Source organism: Hydrogenophaga sp. GW101-3F08 (assembly GCF_059424585.1).
The window spans coordinates 15,903-35,159 of record NZ_JBWKZP010000010.1 but is presented as its reverse complement, the minus strand read 5'-3'; the positions used below and the strand labels follow the sequence as shown (position 1 = coordinate 35,159).

Sequence of the window (19,257 nt, the reverse complement as noted above, 5' to 3'; positions counted from 1 at the left end):
AGCGACCAGCAGGCCGCGGGTGGCGTCCTGCAGCACCTCCCCGGTGTTGGGGTCAATGGCCTGGATCAACCAGGTCAACACCCGTTCTGCGGCATCGATCCCCGCGCTGACGCGAAGGATGAACCCCTTGCTGCCAGAGAAATCGAAGTCACGCTGGAAGTTCGCGCTGTCGGCAGGAACGTGAACGTTGATGTCACCGATCTTCAGGTCACCGATGCGCACCGATCGGGGGTCCAGATCGGCATCAATCTGTTGCACGATCCGGATCTGTCCGGTGGGTGTCTCGGACGCGCTGCCAAACTGGACCGTGTACGGCAAAGCGGTGTCGTTGGGCACGTAGCTGTTGCCATCGGCACCTTGTATGCCTTGTGGTCCGCGCACCGACACCTCGTCCAGGGCGGTTTGCGCTGTGCTCCCGGTGAGTTCGAGGTACCTGGCCAGATTCAGTGCCTGGCCTTCGACGGGGCGGAAGTCTTCGTCCAGTACGCCGATGTGGCGCAGGTACTCCAGCTCGGAGGTCCCGCCCGCGTACACCATGAAATTGATGAAGTGGGTGTCTTGCGATGCTTGCTGGTCGTAGTCCGCAGGATTGGCCATCACGGGGACCGGGCTGGTCACCACACCGTTGTCGACCTTGCGGACTTCGTAGTACTCAAAGTCGACGACCTTGGCATTCGGGTCACCAGCGTACTTGGCGGTATCGCCGTACCAGGCCTGGATCTGGCCGAAGAACGCCACCAGATCGGCCTGCGTTCTGTAGGTTTCCCCCGCCTTGCTCAGCAAGATGCCGGAGGCCAAGGTGGCATTGAGGCTGACCACCTTGGTGAACTCGCGAATCGGAGGCGCCTCGTCAACCGGGCGCAGTATTCCAGCAGACTCCAGCGCGGCCAGCCAGCCCTGAACCCACTGCACGTCGTCGGTGGCCAGGTTGACCAGTTCCAGCGGCGCAGCCGTATCGGCCAGGATCACCGCGCGCAACGCACTGGCGTGGCTGATCTGCTCGGCGATGAATTCATCGCGCGTCAGCGGCGTGGCAGCCGCCACCATGTTGAAGCGGAACGGCAGCGAGGCTGCCTCCATCAATGTGAGGTGCTCCTCCGGAATGGTGGACAGGAACTTCTTGGTCAGCCCACCCGAAATCTTGTTCAGGTCACCAGGCCCGTTGTCAAGCAGCCCTTGTGCCTTCCATTCGGGATGCAGGGCATACAGCTTGTCCCGCAGACCCGGGAAGTCGTAGTTCATCCACTCCGTGTACCCGGGGTAGGTCAGGACGTTGAAGCTCATGCCGGCAAAACCACCGGCCGGCACGTCGAATGCGTAGCCAGGAACCAAGTTGAAGCCGTTGGTGTTGCTCACGCCATCCAGGCTGGCCCAAGGAATGTCCTGGCGTGCCGTGCCGTCGGTGGGCGTTGTCCCATAGGTCTGGGTATTGCCCGCGGTGTCCAGCGTTGCTCCATCGGGCCGGCCTGCCACATTGGTGCCAAACACCATGAACGGTAGGCGAAGCCCTTCCAACAGGGATTCGCTGTACCCCATCTCAGTCGCGCCAAAGTCAAAGCGAACGTAGGGCGTGTCGACGTTGGTGAGGCTCTGCAATGACACACTGAACACCGATCCAGCGCCAGGCTCGATGGTCCTGTCGCCGCCCAGGCCGATGGTGACGTCGGCCTCGATTCCACGCTCGACCAGCAAACGCTGTGCTTCGGTGATCCGTTGACCGTCCGGGTTGATGACGGTGACGTCGTACAGACCTTTGGGGAAAGTGCGCGTGTCAAAAATCGCCCGGATATGCGTGCTGTCGATGACCTGCCAACGCGTGGGCTCGACTTCAAAGACACCGGGACGGGACAGGCGGACCAATGCCCCTGCCTTGAACTGGGCACCTTCGATGTCCACCGTGACCCATCGTTGCTCGTCGTTACCAATACCCAGGTGATCAGGTGACACCTTGGTGATCGACAGTGGCAACAGATCCGCACGTAGCACAGCCTGCGTCGCGCCGGTCTTGAGCCCGGACATCACCAGCACGTAGTAGCTGCCTGCCTTGGTTCCGGGAATCAGCACATTCTGATCCGGAGCCATGGGGTTGCCGTATGAAGCGTCGAACGTGTACGACGTGGGCACGTCCCCATGACGCACGTAGACGCGGGTATCCCCGTTCTCGGCCAGCGAATCCAGGCTGATGCGCAGAGTCTGTCCCTGAGCCACGTCCACGCGGTACAGCAGTGATCCGCTGTGGTCAAACGCAACATCCAGCGGATGGGCAATCGCCAGCGCCGGCACCTCAACCTGGATGGCCGATGCAGAAGCGGTCTTGTTGTTGGCCTCGCCCGGTGCCAAGAACAGACCGGTATCGGTGTAACGAATGACGCCTTCGTGGACCTCGTTGTAGATGTCCGGACGGACGATCAGGCGCCAATTGCCATCCCTCAACGGTGGCAGCTTGGCCGTCAGGGTTCCGTCGTAGCTGGCACCTCCCACCAGATCGCCGCTGTGGGCGACCCGTCCAACGAGGACGTCGTCAAGCCCCCATTCGTTGTCGCTCGACAGATAGAGGGAGTCGGTCCAACTACCGTAGGCGGTGTTGATCGAGTCGTTGATGATCGTGTAGGTGATCTCGATGTCACCCCCCACCTCGGCCCTGGCCGGGATGGACGTCGTCGTGACCTTCAGATCGGCCGGCGGTGGAATTTCCACCAACACCGGCTGCACCGCAGCAAGGTGGTTGTTCTGGTCGAAACCAAACTCTCTGACCTGACCGAACTCCCCACCGCCCCATCGGAAGGCAGGGTCGGTCTGCACGAAGACGTAGTAGGGCCCCTCAAGGTGGCGCGGGACTGTGACGTTCAGGGTGCGGCGGTAACTATCGCCAGCATCCAATCCACCGGCATGTCCGACACTCCCCACATAGAGGTCCTTGGCTGTATCCAGGAACCGGTCTTTTGACAGGAAGACCATGTCGGACCAGTTGGTCTGGTCTGAGGGCGTACGCCCACCGAGATTGCTGACCTCGTAGCTCACGGAGAACGACTGCCCAGCGTAGACGTGCTCCACGGCCTGCACATCAGTCACCTGCAAGTCCGGCGGAGACACCAACGTGATTGTCAGGGGCTTGGAAAGGACGTTGTTGCCTTCATCGGCAAACTCAAGAACCGATCCATTGGGAGCCCATTCCCCGACGTGAGCCAACCCAGAGCGGATCGAACTGGTGTAGCCATATTCCCCAGGGGCGGACACCCCTGTATCCGCCTTCACGATCACATGGAAGTCGCCACTGATCGACTCCGGCAGGCGGAAGGTGGTGCTGATGGTGTAGCTCTCGCCCGGATCCAGGTAGTCTGGGACCTGCTTGTCGTCGACCAGCTTGAACCAAGGGCCTACCAGCTTCACCTTGAACTTCCACTCGACCTCAAGCACACGGTCTACCAGTGGGTAGTCGGTGAAATCCAGATCATCATCGCGAGACAGGTAAACCCCATCCAACCATGCATTGGACCGGGTGGCTCGGGTACCTTCGTTCTTGACGGTCCAGGTAACCGTCATCAGCTCCCCGGACAGAGCATTGGGTGTCGACAGTTGAATGTCCTGAATCACCAGATCGGGTTCACGATAGGCGATGCTCAACTGTCCGTGACCGATGTTGTTGTCGTTGCGAAGGCCTTCGTAGACGCTGCCTGGGTAGCGGTCCCCATTGGGGCTACGGCCAGAGTAGTGGATGGCCGACTGCAAAGCATCGCTGCCATGACCATCGGCAGCCGTCCGGCCGCCGTGCGAGATGGGCAACATCTCCCTGGCGCCCGTTATGGGATTGGTCCCGACTGCAGGCCCGTCGGTCACCACATAGATGTAATACTGCCCCTCTGCGCCCACGGGCAGCTTGAAACGGCCAGAAGCCGTGTAGCTGCCGTTGGCAGCCAGTCCTTCGACATTGGCGTGTTCCACAGCGCCGATCACCGTCGCGCGCGAAAGGCTGAACTCCGGGTATTCGCTGATGTAGACGGTGTCGACCCAGCTCGGAGTGCCCGTCCACACATCGTGACCAAAGTTCGTCACGGTCCAGGTAACCGTGGTTTCCTCGCCGGAGAAGTTCTCCGCGACAGTAGACACGTCTGTCACACGCAGGTCGGACGGCTTGGCGACCACGGAAGTGGCCACGGATTTCCAGTTGTTGGTTTCGTCGGTTTCCTTGACACGAATCCAGCCGTTGTCCGTGTAGACAAACAAATAGGCCCCCAGAACGGACGGCCCTGTCTTGGCGGTGTAGGTGGCCGTGTAGCTCTCACCATTCGCCAGCGTGCGTTCCTGCTCGAAATCACCCAGATGCCAGTCGTAGGTCCGGTTTTCCCAGACAGGCGCGTCAGCGAGGTAGACCGAATCGGTCCACTTTCCGGACACTTCATCACCCCGATTGATCACCGTGTAGGTGAAGGTGTAGTCATTGCCCGCATCAACCTGCGCGGGTGCAACCACACTGATCACAGAGAGATCTGGAGGTGTGATTCCCAACACTGAGATGGGCCGCGCCTTGTAGTTGTTGTTGTCGATCTGGGCGGGGTCGTCAACGTTGATGTTGGTCGCCAACGTGTCTTCGAGAATGACGTTGTAGGCGTCGGTCCAGACGGTGATGAAATACTCACCGGAGAGCACTTTTTCGGGCAGGGTCACGTTGACCGTGCCGAGGTAATCCTCACCAGGCTGCAGTTTGCCCACATGCGTGAAGCTGCCCAGTAGCACGTCACCTTTGTGAGCGCCCGGACGGGTCCTGTCCTTAGCCAGCCAGACCGCGTCGGTCCAGCTGTTGAGCGTCGCCGAATCGCCTCGGGTCGTTTCGCTGCCGAGGTTGCTGACGCGGTAGGTAACCTCGATTTGTGACCCATACACACCTTGGGACGGTGCAACCACATCACTGGTCACCAGATCGCCAAACGGCACGGGCTCCACGAAGAACTTCGCCGCCCGTACGTTGTTGGCTTCGTTCGGGTACTCATCGATGTTGTAGTTGCCGTCGGCCACCACGATGAGGAAGGCATCCCCGCGATAGCGGATTGGAATGTCCACCATCTGCGTTTCGGTGGCGTACGACTCACTGGGCGCCAGTGCGGCGCCGCTCTGGAATGTGCCCACAAGCTGGTCATCGGCGCTCCAGATGCCATCAAGCGACAGAAAAACCTTCTCGGTCCAAACCCCCTTCGTCGACACCGAGCCCATGTTGCTGATGGTGTAACGGATTCCAGCCGCGGAGCCTGCAGTGACGGATTCCGGCACCGTCAGCGATGTCACACGGAGGTCGGGTCGGTCCAGAAGGCTGACCTCCATCAAGTCGTCGCCAGTCAGGACATTGTTGTCCTTTGCCACGCTGTGCTCGTACAGCTTGGACTTGACGTTGGTCTCCACCCGGATCCGGTACAGCCCCTGAATCTTCGATGGCAGTTTGACCAGCTCTGTGCGGTCATAGCGAATGCCGGAAGCGAGATCGCGGTCATAGGTATAGGTACCCAGACTGACCGCTGCCGCACCCGACACCGGTACCAGCCAGATCGTGTCCTGCCAGGGACCAGTGGCGAACCCGTCGCCCTGATTCAGAACCGTCCAGCCGACCTCCACCAGTGCACCCTCCTGGGCAGTCTCAGGGACACGAATGTCCTCAACCACCAGGTCGGGAGAAGCAGTCAGACTGACGGGAACCGCAAGCGAAGTTCCGGTGTTGTTCTGATTGAAGATGAATTCGAAAGGACCACCCGTTCTGACGTTCAGGTAGTAGTCACCCTCGATGCCTTCAGGCAACGTGACAAGCAGCGTATTCTGGTAGGCAGCGCCAACCTCCAGATGACCAATGTGGGCGGAGAGCCCGAGGTTGCCCACGATGCCGGTGCCGTCGGCGTTCTTCGACAGCCAGACGTTGTCACCCCATGAGGAGGTACTGGTCAGACCAATCCCCAGGTTGATGACTTCCCAGCTGACCGTCAACGAACCACCACTGGTGGCATTGCCTTGCACCGCCACCGACCGGACCTGCAAATCGGCATAGGGCGTTGGCATCACGTCGACCACGTGGGTCGACGCCGCCGCGTTATTGGCCTCGCTCTGGTTCTCGAACACCTCAGAACGGGCATCGGAGATCACGAAAACGTTGAATCGCCCTGTCGTGTTCGGGTTCAAGAGAATCCGCTCGGACATCGTGTAGCTGGCCCCTGCGTCCAGCGCCCCGTTGCGCACGAAATTCCCAACCACCCGGTCGTCGCTGTTGCCCAGCATGTTGTCCGTGGACAAGACCACGCGGTCGGTCCAGGTTCCGGAGACGCCTTGTCCTGTGCCCTGGTTGGAAACGGTCCAGCTGACGTCCAGCTTCGGCGCATCGTCAATCACCAGTTCCTGCACACCGACGTTGGACACCGTCAGATCGGCATACGGCGCCAGCCCCACGGTGAGCTGGGCGGATTGCTGGTTGTCGACCCTGTTGGCGTCGTCGATCTTCGACAACGCGTCGACCACCACACGAACCTCGTACTCACCCTGCAATGCCAAGGGCAAGACATAGGAAAGGCTGGCGCTGTAGGACTCACCGGACAACAGCGGGCCCGGATGCTCAACCTCCCCGATGCGAGTGGAAGTGCCTCCCTGTACCAGGTAGACCTGGTCGGTCCACCCGACACTTGTGGAGCTGCCCGCGTTGGAGACGCTCCACTGCACATCGAGTGTCTGCCCGGACTGGATCAGACCCGGACCCGACACATCGGTCAATCGAAGATCGGGGCGACGAACCTGAACAGTGGCGGACGACGTCAGCGCGTTATTGTCTTCAGCGATGCGTTCATACACGGTGTTGTCCGTGTCGGTTTTCACCACCCAGTGGAACGTGCCTTCAGGCAGATTGGTCGGCACCACAAAGGTGATCGTCCGGTCGAGCCGTTCGCCCGCAGCCAGGCTGTTCGTAACCAGCGGAGAGGCCACCTCACGCAATCCGCCAGCGACGCCCAGATCGACGTAGATGCGGTCTCGCCACGCGGTGGCGGCAGCAGCGGTACCCTGGTTGTGCACCTGGTAAGAAAGCGACACTGTGTCGCCAGGCCGGACATGCTCGGGACCGGTCACCTGAGACACAACGAGATCCGGTACACCAGACAAGGTAACCTGCAGCGAGGTCTGTGCGGACGCGGCATTGTTGGCACGCCGGGTGCCTTCGTCCAGGGCGTCGTTGACGTCCGACGTGATCTGAATCTGGAACCTGCCCTGAAGGTCTCGGGGCAAGGTCAGCGTGCCGCGGCCAACGTAGGTGGCACCAGGTGCAAGCAAACCGGCGTGGGTAACAGACGTGCTGAACACCGCATTGCCCACCACACCCTGCTCATCGACCGCAAGCAAAGAGATGCGGTCGGTCCACACCGCCAGATTGGTCGTGGCGTTCCCGTCGTTGCGGACGGCCCAGGTGATCAGCAGACTCTCCCCGCTTTCAGCCACTTCAGGTGCCGTCACGCTCAGTACGCTGAGGTCGGTGATCGGCTCAACCAGCTGAATGCTGTGGGCCGCCGTGACGTTGTCGGCACGGGTGTCGGGCTCCAGAACTTCGGCGTTCACGTCGCTGCGTACCGCAAGGTAGTACACGCCATCGGCGCGCACCGGCAGCTTGACCGTGACCGAGCGCGTGGTCTGCCCGCCGGCGTCCAGGCCACCCAGATGTCTGGATGTCCCGATCACCACATCGTCGGCGTCTCCAATGATCGAGTCCGTGCTGAAGATGATGTGATCGCTCCAGTCGCTGTCGGTACCCACAGCGCCCTGATTGCGAGCATCCCAGGTCAGGGTGATGGCTTCTCCCCCAACGCCCGTCTCTGCGACTTGCAGGTTGTCGACGATCAGGTCGGCATATGACACAGCGCGCGAAGTGAACCCTAGCGCCATGGCGCTGTTGCGCTCGGCATCGCCGGACGCATTGGTCTCGTACAAGCGCCCCAGGCCAGCGGAGTTCTGATCAGCCGTCACGGTCACGCTCAGATCACCGGCGGCGCGCAAGCCGTGGGGAAGCCGTATGGTCAGCTCACGCGAGCGGAACTCTCCCGGCTGAATCCAGCCTAGCAACCCACTGGTCTCCGGCTCGAAACGGGCTGAGGTATCCAGGATCACGGTGCCCGTGGTCACATTCCTGACCACAAGACGGTCATCAAAGCCAATGGTCACCGGGCTGTTGCCCGTGTTCCAGTCTTCCCATCGCAGAGTGACCAGCCCACCGGCCTCCACATCTTGTGTCACCACCTCCAGGTTGCGCACTTGCAGGTCTGGGCCGATCACACGCGCGAGTTCCGCCGTGTTATTGCTCTCCCCGGTCCGCTGCAGGTTGGCCTCCACCACCTGTGACAGGGCATCGGCCGTGACACGCAAGGCGAAGCGACCGGAAGCGGCAGCCCCTGCGGGCCAGGTAAAGCTGACCGAACGCTGGCGCTCTGCCCCTATGTCCAGGCCACCCAGCACGGCGTCATCGAGCACATCGACCATGGCCACGCGCTCATTGGTCGAGAGGTTGAACAGTTCCAGCCGTTCGGTCCAACCGCCGGGCAAGGCGGCCGTACCCGCATTGGCAGCGAGCCAGGTTGCGGTCACGCTCTGTCCGGGCGAATATCCACCTTCCGGACTGAGGGTCAGGCCGCGAATCAACAAGTCTGGCGTTGGAGCAAGCGCCACGGTGAGGTCACGCGTGAAGGTGTTGTTACTCTCGCCCGTACCGCCCGCGTTGCTCTCGCGCTGCTGCCGGTCGGCGTCCACGAGCAAGGTGAAGCTCAAATGGCCAGCGGCCGACGAACCCATCGGAATCGCCCATGTAAGGGAGCGGGTACGGCTTTCGTTGAGGCCAATCACACCGTCAACGGCGGGGTCGTACGGCAGGGTCAGGCTGGCCACCAGCTCGCCGGTGTCCAGGTTGCGCACCAGCACGCGGTCGTTCCAGTTGCCGTCGGTGGGCAGGGTGCCGCGGTTTTCGACGATCCACTGCAGGTTGAGCACATCGCCGGTCTGCACGGCGTTCGTCGGCGTCACCGCCAGATCGTTGGCCACCAGATCGGGCGCAGGTCGCACCAGCAGCGTGTCGAGTACCACGACCGGGTTGTCTGGCACCTTCACGACGTTGAAGGTCAGCTGGGGGGTGACTTCCGTCGTGCTGTTGCGTTGCTCAATGACGAGGGTATACGTACCCGTCAACGCCAACGCAGCTGGCTCACGGTCATAGTCGGACAAAGTCGATGACCAGTAATAGTGGTGCGCCATGTACTCGTTGGAGAACACGGTCTTCCCGTCCGGCCCCAGCAAAGACCACCTGAAGCTTGAATAGTCATACAGATAGTTGGCAAGAGGGAGACTACTGACCACGTCGAAGTAGTAGCGTTCACCCGCCTGCGCCTGGAACGTGTAGAGCGCCGTGCTCCGCAGCGGTGACATCTGTGTGGACAGCGCGGACCCCGGAGCAATGGCGGTCGCCTGGCTGGTGTCCATCACCCTGAAGCTGGCTTGCGCCGATGCCGTCCCGGTGTTGAGCAACACCAGCGAATAGTCTCCCGCCGCCAAGTAGCCGGCATAGTCGTTGGACGACCCAATGTCCTGCTCAAAAACCAGTCCACTGGCACTGCGAAGCTGCCACTTCAGTCCCGTCTGGGCAAGCCCCAGGCTGTCGAAAGCCAGCAGGCTCTCCGAATCCAGATGAATCCGGAATTGCTGAACCTGCCCGACTTCCAGGCTGACTTCCGTCTGGGCATTGAGGGCCAGAGCCCCTTTGTCTTCTGCAAGGCTGCCAACGAAGCTGAAGCTCTGGGCAGTTGAGTATCTGCGGCCGTCAAGTACCAACAGGTATTCGCCAGCACCTGCCAAGAGTTGCGTTTTGGCGCCTGAGCTGCCTGAGCCCGACCCGACCAGTTGCCCCTCGGGGCCAAGGATGCGCCACTCACCCGTGAACGACTGCTTCAGATCCCAAGCGAATACCGCGTTGGCGGCTGCATCAAAGCGGTAGATGGCGGTGGTGTTGCCCGGCGCAAGGTTGACCGTCGTGGTTTCGCCCATGCTCAGCGGCATGGCGGCCTCGGCAGAGAGAACCACAAACTGCGCGCTGATATTGCTGTAGCCGGTGTTCCAGACCTGGATGCGGTAGTCACCGGCCTCAACCCAGACAGATTGTTCACCCGAATATGCGCTCCCGCTTCCCGCCAGGGTGCCGTCCTCCCGCACAACCGACCAGCGCTGGTAGTCATCCTTATAGGAATACGAAGATTTGGAAAAATCGACCTGTATCCACTGCGGCTCATCCACCGTCAGCTGATATGTCGTCTTCGTGTATCCGAAGCTGCCCGATACCGGGTTATCCAAGTCGATGCGATTGCCGTCCACGCGGAACTGGAAAGGTTGAACGCTCTGACCATCACCACCTGGCACGTAGAACACCAGCAGGTACGCACCCGTTTCTGGCAGGTTGTAGGAAGATGAAGCGCTGACATCGACCGAACCGGACTGTCTCAGTACACCCGTGGGTGAGTACAAACGCCACTGGGCGTTGGCGTTTGAGCTGGATTCGCTGACATACTTGAATCCGTCTCCTGCCTGTCCCTGCACCCGATAGACCTGGGCGCCATCAGTCAGGGAGACATTCGTGGCGATCCCTGACGGCAGGCTCGGTACGTTCGAGTCGATGGCCATCCACTTGAAGCGAATCGACTCATCGGCGTTCGCATCACCAGACGCGGTAAAGGTCAACCTGTAGGTACCCGGTTGATCCAGCGTGACAAAGCGCAGGTCTTCGTCCGACCACCCCGAGGCCATGACCTCCCCGTTCGGACCTGTGATGCGCCAGCCGTCTGCGCTGGAGTCCTGGAGATCCAGCAGGTACTTTCCTGGCTCGGAAAGCGCCCACTCGAAGCTCCGCTGCCCGGTCCCACCCAGCGTGGTCGATACCGTCTGACCATTCACCAGCGGCAGGACTGAAGGTTCCGACACCCGCTGCATCAGCAGGTGGTAGGCCTGCACTGCCGATGTGGCATCGGCCGAGTTGTCCAGAATCCAGTAGATCGGCCCGTCCTCAACGAGGGTTTGTGTGAGTCTCGACCCGAGGTCCTCAGTGGTCCATCGCAGCAGGCGACCATTCTGGACCAAGTACTGGTGGGCAAATACCCCATCCGCGGAGTCCTGCAACAGCTGTACGATTTCTCCAGCCTCCGCGTTCACCTCGAACACCAGGGCCTCACCGGGCTCGACGGTACCCGTGGCGGCACCGTCAACCAAAGAGCGAGCTGCGGCGTTGATGTCCAAGAGACGGAAGCGCACCGGATCGCCATCCCAAGGCGTTCCATTCAAGGTCAGGCGGTAAGACCCAGCCTGCACCGCAAAAGCGCGGATATGGCCGGTGCTGGGGGACATTTCCGGGTCAAAGGATGCGCCATCAGGGATCGGAAGCACCTGGACATCGCCATCCGCATGCACCAGGACAACCAACTCCAGCGTATCGGCCAGATCATCCAGAAACAAGAGGCCGTCCTCGCTCACATCGAAGGTGTACGTCACTGAGCCATCGACGGGCATCGTCTCGCTCACCACAACGCCCAAGCCCTCAAGCGGTCGCACCACCGCGTTGTTCAGTGCAACCGAAAACTGGTAGGTTGCAGGCACTCCGCCGCCCGCATCACTCTGGTAACGAGCGTCGAGTTCCCACACCAACCAGTAGCGACCGGATTCGGCAAAGGTGTGAACAACATCAAGCCGCAGATTGTCGGAAATGAAAACTGTCGAACCTTGCGCATCCAGGAGACGCCAGCGACCACCCGGCTGCTGCTCCGCTCCCTCTTGCCCTTCAACCCCAGTCAGCGCGAGCGGAAGCCGATAGACCAGCTTTTGCCCAGCCTCTGCTTCAAGGTTGAACAGAGCGGCTTCGCCGTTGAGCAGCGATACCGTATTGACGGAACTCAAGTTCAAGGACGATGCGCTTGCGACAGCCGAGCGCTTGATCTGATAGCTGGCTGAACCCTTGATGGTCAGGACATAGCTTCCCGTTTCAAGGCTGACGACTGGGTTGCCCGCCTGTTCGTAGCCATAACTCCAGGAGTAATAAGTCAGCAGGTCGCCACCTGCGATCTCTTGACCATCTTTTTCGAGGCTCCACTGCAGCGTGTCGCTCATGTTGGACACGGAGTGGAGGTCAAACAACCATGTCGACGGCTCCGACACATCGAAGGTGAAACGGTCCGTGGTCAGCGCATCAACACTGGAGCTCACCGACACATCCTGCGGAAGAACCTGCGTCCGCACTTGTTCGGTGGCAATCTCAAATGAGAACCCGTTGCTCAGTTCATCGGCATACTGGAGTGCGAGGAAATAGGTGCCACTTTCCGGCAAATCCAGAACACGCACCTCGTTCGCATAGGCATAAACAGTACCAAGGCCCTGCCCCTGGGCAGACAGCAAACGCCACTGGGTGTTGGTCGACGACTTGAGACCGATTGACCCACCTGCTGCTAGATCGAAGGCGTACAGGCGCGTGCCGTCGAAAGCCTGCGGAGCATCCAAGCCCAACACCGGAGCAGAGGCTTGGGACTCCAATCTGAACGTGAGCGAAAGCGCCTCATTGGCGTAGTAGTCTTCTAGGGTCAGCGCGTAGTCGCCTGCCTCCATCCAGACCAAGTGAGGAGAGGGATTCGAACTAGGCCCCCACGAACCAGAGTCCTGAGAGCCACCGATGTTGTGAAGGCTCCAAAAAAACATCCAGCTGTTGCTTTGCGAAGACACAGTGCCTTGAGACAACGAGACCCAGCCAGCCTCAGCGAGATGGAATCGATAGGAATGCCGCCTCGCACCATCCGCAAAAATCAGCGTGGTTTCCGATGGCCCCAAGACAAGGGTTTCTCCTTCGGGGCGACGGTCAAAAGCCCCCGTCTGTAGCAGGGACACCGAGAACGCCACAGGCACCTCGTTCGCCAAGCCACCATCCACCTGCAACCAGTACGTGCCCGACTCCATGGGCTCGAGAATCACCTCTCTCGGATTGGTGCCGGAGTGGCTACGCTGCCCATTCGGTCCAATTACCCGCCAGGTCAAGGCACCGTCAAACAATCCGTTGATCGACAACGTGGACTGCTCGCCAGCCACCAAGTCCAGGCGATAAAGTGCCGCACCTCGATCCAAGGAGCTCTCGACCACAGAGCCGTCTGAAGACAACGTCACCGCCAGAGCGTCTGCGTCGTGAAGCTTGAACGAGAAAGAGCCCACATCGGACGAAGTCCCCAGCCAATATGGCCGCTGAACATGCAAGCGGTAGCTGCCTGCATCCAGGTGAATGAGTCGTGAGGACCACTGATCGGAATCACCGCTCCATTCACTATCACTGATCCAACTACCATCCTCGGTCTCCAGACGCCAGGTCAGGTCGATCATTCCGCCCAGCGCATCGAACAGCACCTGTGCGTCGTCGGCCACCGAAAAGCCATACGTCCGACGTTCAACCCCTGACGACAAAGTGCCCTCGATCAAGGCGTTCAATGCAAGCGGAAGCGGCAACTGGGCCTCCGCGACGATGTCGATGGACCAGGGCTCCGGACTTGCACCGCGCAGTTCTGCCGCCAGGATGTACGACCCGACCGCGAGGTCGATGACACGTTCCCCCACAGCATTGGCCATCACTCGATACGGATATCCATTCGTGTCGAGGCTGTACAGCGACCACACCGCGTCAAGGCCCGCTCCCGGCGTTATGTTCATGCGCCATGGCAATGGCTCATCCACGCTGAAAGACCACAATCCAACACCGGATGCTGCGTCAACAGTGCCTTGGGTTGGAGTCGCCGTCAGTGCCTGTGCGCTTCGGAAGTCGGTCAGGGAGAATTGGTAGGGCTGGGTGCCCCCTGCGGAATCAAAAACCCAGAGCTCATAACTGCCAACCCCCAGGAGCCGTGCACTTCCGCCCACCTCCCAGTACTCCGGCTCTCCGTTGCCCGCAGGCATCAACGCCCAGCGAACGCCATCGGCATTGCTCCCCGCCGACAACAGAAAGGTCGAGGCCTCGGAAACACTCAATCGATACACATGCTTCTCATGCGCACCCGCCAAGACCCCCGTCAAAGTGTCGACCAGATTGGCATCGAAGTACTGGACCGTGGATGAATCAAGGCTCAGCGAGACCTCGACTGTCGGCACTTCGTTTTCGCCAACCGACGCCCGCTCAACGAGCAACAGGTAAGACCAAGCCTGGTCAATCTCTCCCAAACGCACCCACTCGGACGCCTGATCAAGCACCTGTATGAGCTGACCTGTGTCCGACAGAACACTCACCCGCACGCCTGAACTCTCCAGACGCAGCCACTGCAGATCGTCCAGCGACACACGCCGGATTGCGAACTCCTCTCCCTCTGCGAGGGAGAACGTCTTCAGCGCCTCCGCGGTGATCGGCAGAACCGACTCCATCGATCTCACCATGAACCGATAATCCACCGAAGAGCTTGTCTGGCTGTTCAGGACAATCTGGTAGTTCCCTGCGGCAAGTCGCACGGATTCCGTGCTACCCAGACTTCCCGATTGCAGCTGGCGTCCCGACTCCAGGTAGCGCAGGCTCCAGTTAACCGTCGAATCGGCTTGTCCGTGAATGAGCAGGTCCTGAGACTCCTGAAGCATGAAGGTCCAGGTGTCTGTGAGTGAATAGCGCTCCAACGTGCCCCGGACCGCTGTAGACAAAGGCAGTGGCGATACATCGCTGTGCACCGTCCTCAACACAAAGCCAAGATCGATCGAAACCAGTGACGTATCGAATTTGTCCAGCAGCAGGAAGTACCGCCCTGGCGATGTAACGGTGGTGAAGAGGCTGTCGTTGTAGTAGCTGGACGCCAGCAATTGACCGTTCTGGTCGTACAACGCCGCTCTCACACCCCAGGATCTGGTGCCGCTCTCGGGAAGGTATTCGAGCCATTCGTTGACGGAGGCGACATCGATCGCCCAGAGCTGTGTGGGCGTTTCACTGTCAAGTACGACGCTCTGTTGCGCAAGCGAGCTATCAGGAAGCAACGAGAGATCGCGCAGAACCAGCGGCAGGGATGCTGGCGACAGCGCAGACGAACGAATCGTCAGGCTGTAGCTTCCCGGCTGCGACAACCGGATGAGATTTCTCGTACTGGAGGCCGAGCCGTTGACCGCGACGAAGCCAGCTGGACCGCTCAACGTCCATTGCAACGACGAATCGGCCCCGTACCACGGATCCAGGAACACGTTGGTGGGTGACGCAACGCTGAAGGAGTACGACGCCGTTTCAGCCGCGGCCAGCGACACCTCGGTTTCGCTGCCCAGTTGCAGCTCGTGTGAGGTCACCAGCGGAGGGCGCAGTGCAAAGGAGATTGCTACGGGCCCCACCGACGACGTCGTGAACCTGAGGTAATAGGTTCCGGCCGCCAGCGAAAGCAATGCGGAATCCTGGGTACCGCTCCCTGAAGCCTTGACATTACCCTTGCGGTCAAGGAGGGACCAGGAAACGCTGGACGAGCCCACCATTGCATCGAAATGCAAGTTTGTGGCTTCCGCGAGGGTCAGTTGCTGCCAGACATCGCCAATGCCTTTGGACACGTTCAGGGATTGCTCCGAGCCAAGGCTGAGCATCGGTGAGACACTCAAATCTTGCACCTGCACTTGGTATGTGTAAGCAGCCAGTGAATTGGCCACCACATCCAGCGTGTACACCCCGCTGGGCAGATCGAAGAAGCGAAGGCCGTTGAAGCTGTTGCCGCTCGCTTCAGCGCCGCGAGGCCCGTTCAGAGACCAGTAGACATCGCTGCCTCCGGACGTTCGCGCTGTGCTGATGGCGACACGGGCAGGCGCCGTCAGGACGAACTCGTGCCTGGCGCCCTGTCCCGCAGACAACACCGTCGCGGCGGGTTGGCCCATGACCAGATTCTGCTCAACGAGCGCCTCCCGGATCAGCTGGAACCCGCTGTTCCAGCTGGCCGTTGACGTGGTGCTATAAGGGCTTATCTGCAGCAAGTATTCACCGCTGACGGGTGCTGTGAACCTGCGGTCCTGGTAGTTGTAGTAAGAGGCCAGCGATTTGCCATAAGGGTCATAGATCTGAATGAGGCCGCCATTCGACCAACTTGATGCCAGGCCATCCAGCCAGAACGACTCCCCAGCACTCGCATTGAAACGATAGAAGCGAGATTCGCCCGATGGCGTCATCTCGGTCACCGCGTCACCCACTGTATAGGTGGTCGCGGTCGAACGATCTAGCAGGCGAAAAGCGAAGTCGGTCGCAACATCGCTGTTGTTGCTGATCACCAGTCGGTACTGACCCGGCTCGAGGCGAACGAACTCCTCCCGAGACGTCCAGTTATTGGCCGTCACATTCCCCGAGGCGTTGTAGAGGTCCCAGCGCAGGCGGCTGGCGCCTTCAGTCGCCGTGTTCAGGGTGTCCAGCAGTACCGTCGTCGCCTCATCAAGCGAGAAGGTGTATTCGGTAATCGCCTCACGGCCAGCGAGTTGTCCGGCCAGGTTGGTGTTGAATGTGAGTGGCAACGAAGTGCGTTGCTCGACCGAGAGCTTGAGCGTCACATTGCTGACACCCTCTTGCCAGTAATACCCCTCACTCAGCAGGAGGTACGTACCTGTGGACGTGGCCTTGTAACTGGTCTGGAGCGTGTCGCCTGTATAGCTTGTGACATCACGCCCAAACGCGTCGACCACACGCCAAGATCCACCTTGCGTTTCCGTCGTGTTGCGCACCAGAACTTGGCCCGCAGCGGCCTCAAAGCGATAGCCCAGTATTGCGCTGGCCGGGCTCCGAGATGCGGCCACCGCTTCACCAAGCGTCAGAGTCGGCAAAGACTCTGCGTTGATTGCCCGAAAACTGAACGCACCTCCGCTTCCATACCCGCTGGCATACGCACCCCGCAGTGTCAAAGCGTATTCGCCTGCAACCAGTTGCAGTAAAGAGCGACCGTTGTACTGGTCGGTTCCTTGGTAAACGGGGAGATCAAATTCCTGCCCCTTTGGCCCAGTCAACCGCCAGTAGGTGCTTGTGCTGCCCCCCAAGAAGTCCAAAAGCACCCTGGCGTCCTCAGCCAAGGTCAGCCTGTATGTGGTGGTGGCGTCCCACGTGGCGAGCGTGCCCGAGTAGGTTTCACCAAACGACAGCGCGGTCCCCTCTGGCAACGCCGGGATCGCCTCAAAGCCGGCACTGTTGAGCCGGAATTGGATCGTCACATCGGCAGCGTTGCCCGGAGCTCCCTCCACGAGCAAGATGTAGTCGCCGCCAGCCACCAGCTGGAAAGCGGCGCGATTGGCTGTCACGTTCGTTGCAGAGCCGATGACATCACGACCAAAGCGATCCAGCAAGCGCCAATAAGCCGTTCCGCCCGTAACCGTTCCGGCGGGCACCGCGATCTTGTCACCCGCCTGGGCCGAGAAGCGGTAGAGCAGGGTTGAATTGCCAGGCGAAAGGGCGGCCGTCACCGGCGTATCAATCTCAAGGGTTTGGGCGTGTGACGCGGCGTCCAGCAAACGGAAGCTGTAGTCCCCTTTTGCGCCACCTACCGCGTTGACGCGCAATTGATAAGAACCCGCTACCAGGTGCATCGCACTGAGGGCGGACTGGGCATCGCTGGCGTTGAACCGGCGCGCAGATACCTCTGTTCCTCGCGGTCCCACCAGCGTCCATTCAATGTCACTGCGGTTGCTGAGTGCATCAAAAACCCACAGTCCAGGTGCGACAACGCTGAAGTCGTAAACGCTGGTTTGACCCGCCAGGGTGATGGCTCCGGACACCACGGCGTTGGTGTCCAGCGTCAGCAGGAGATCAGGTACCTTGTTGACGGAGAACGCGTAGGCGACGGTGGCAGAGCTGCTATTGCCAACATTGCCGGAAACTGCCAGCATGTAACGACCCGAACGCTTGACAGCGAAGGTGCTGCTGGCATTCATCAGCGCGCTGTTGGAGGCAAAAACTTTGCCGTCCGGATCAGTGAGGTGCCAGTCCATGCTGCCACCAGTCAGGCTTCGACCTTCGAAGTAAATCAGATCGCCTTCTTCAAAATCGATCTGGTAGTAACGAAGCTCGGCCGGGTGTTCAAGCTGACCCGCAACCACCTGATTGGCTTCAAACGTCACGGCACTGCGTGTCGACACCAGTTCAAAGGCATGGGTACCCATGGCCGCTCCGCTGGCATCAACGGACAACACATAGTCCCCTGCCGGGAGGAGCCGCCAACCCAGGCCATCTGTATGGCTGGTGTAGCCGTATTGGGCGTAAGTTCGGGCAACCACTTGGCCCTGTGGCCCTTTGAGTGCCCAGTAGTATTCGGTGTTGCTCAGCGGGTTGAACAGGACCTCGGTGGGTTCCGCCAGCGAAAAGCTGTAATGGGTTGTCGCTCCCGGCTGGTTGATTTCGGCACTGATCTTCGTGTCCAGCCCAAGGGCGGCGTATGTGTCGGTGACCGTGCGCAGGTTGAAGCGGAAGTCCACTGGCGCTGTGTTGCTGATGGCGCCCTCCACCAACAGCAGGTATTCGCCTGTTCGCAATAGCGCGAAGGTGTCCCTGTCGTTGTTAGTGCCATAGGAAATACCGCCCTCAGCACGGCCGAAGGGATCGATCAGGCGCCAGGACACATTGCCAGAGCTTTGTTGCTGTCCGTCGAAGAACAGCGCCTGGCCCGCTTCGCCCTCGAAACGGTACACGGCGGTCTCATTGCCTTGCTCAAGACGACCCGAAACCTCCGTATCCAGAGTCATGTCGGTGGCGGCGTCGGCGTCGATGAGCCTCAGCCGATAGTCGCCCTTAGCGTCCTCAACGCCGTCGACGGTTAGGTTGTAGGTACCGGCCTCCAGCGTCAACACCGGCGACGCTGCGTCGTAGTCCGTGCTGGCAAATCCCCGTTCGCTGACCGTGCCATCCGCCCCTTCGAGTTTCCAGTTCAGATCGGAACGGTTGGTCTGGCTGTCCACAACAACCAAGCGGGGTTCTTCAAGGGTGAACTCAATCTTGTCCTTTTCACCCTGGACATCGACAGAGCCACTGATCGCCACCGCCTCAGGGTTTACATCGGCAGACAAGAGCACGCGAGGCTCAAGCGGCTCGAAACGGATGCTGGAGATGCGGGAGTTTTTCCTGTCAACCTGACTGCGCTTGGAGGCCGAAGCTGAGGTCCGTTTCGCCTTGGCTAAGGCTGACCGCAAAGCCGACACAAGGGGAGACAACACGAAATCACTGGCCTCCAATTGCGGAATATTCTTGCTTTTCTTGCCACTGTTCGAGACACGGGTATCCAT

General features: G+C 60.2%; 1 protein-coding gene (cut by a window edge). It reads right to left on the bottom strand.

The genetic code is table 11. The features are described from left to right. A protein-coding gene (locus AC07YZ_RS21010) for a tandem-95 repeat protein (protein ID WP_494796202.1) crosses the window boundary here: on the bottom strand, positions 1–19,257 show its 5' portion. The gene continues 18,951 nt to the left of window position 1, outside the view; the window shows 19,257 of its 38,208 coding nt (coding positions 1–19,257); it begins with the start codon at positions 19,255–19,257; its stop codon lies beyond the left edge, outside the window.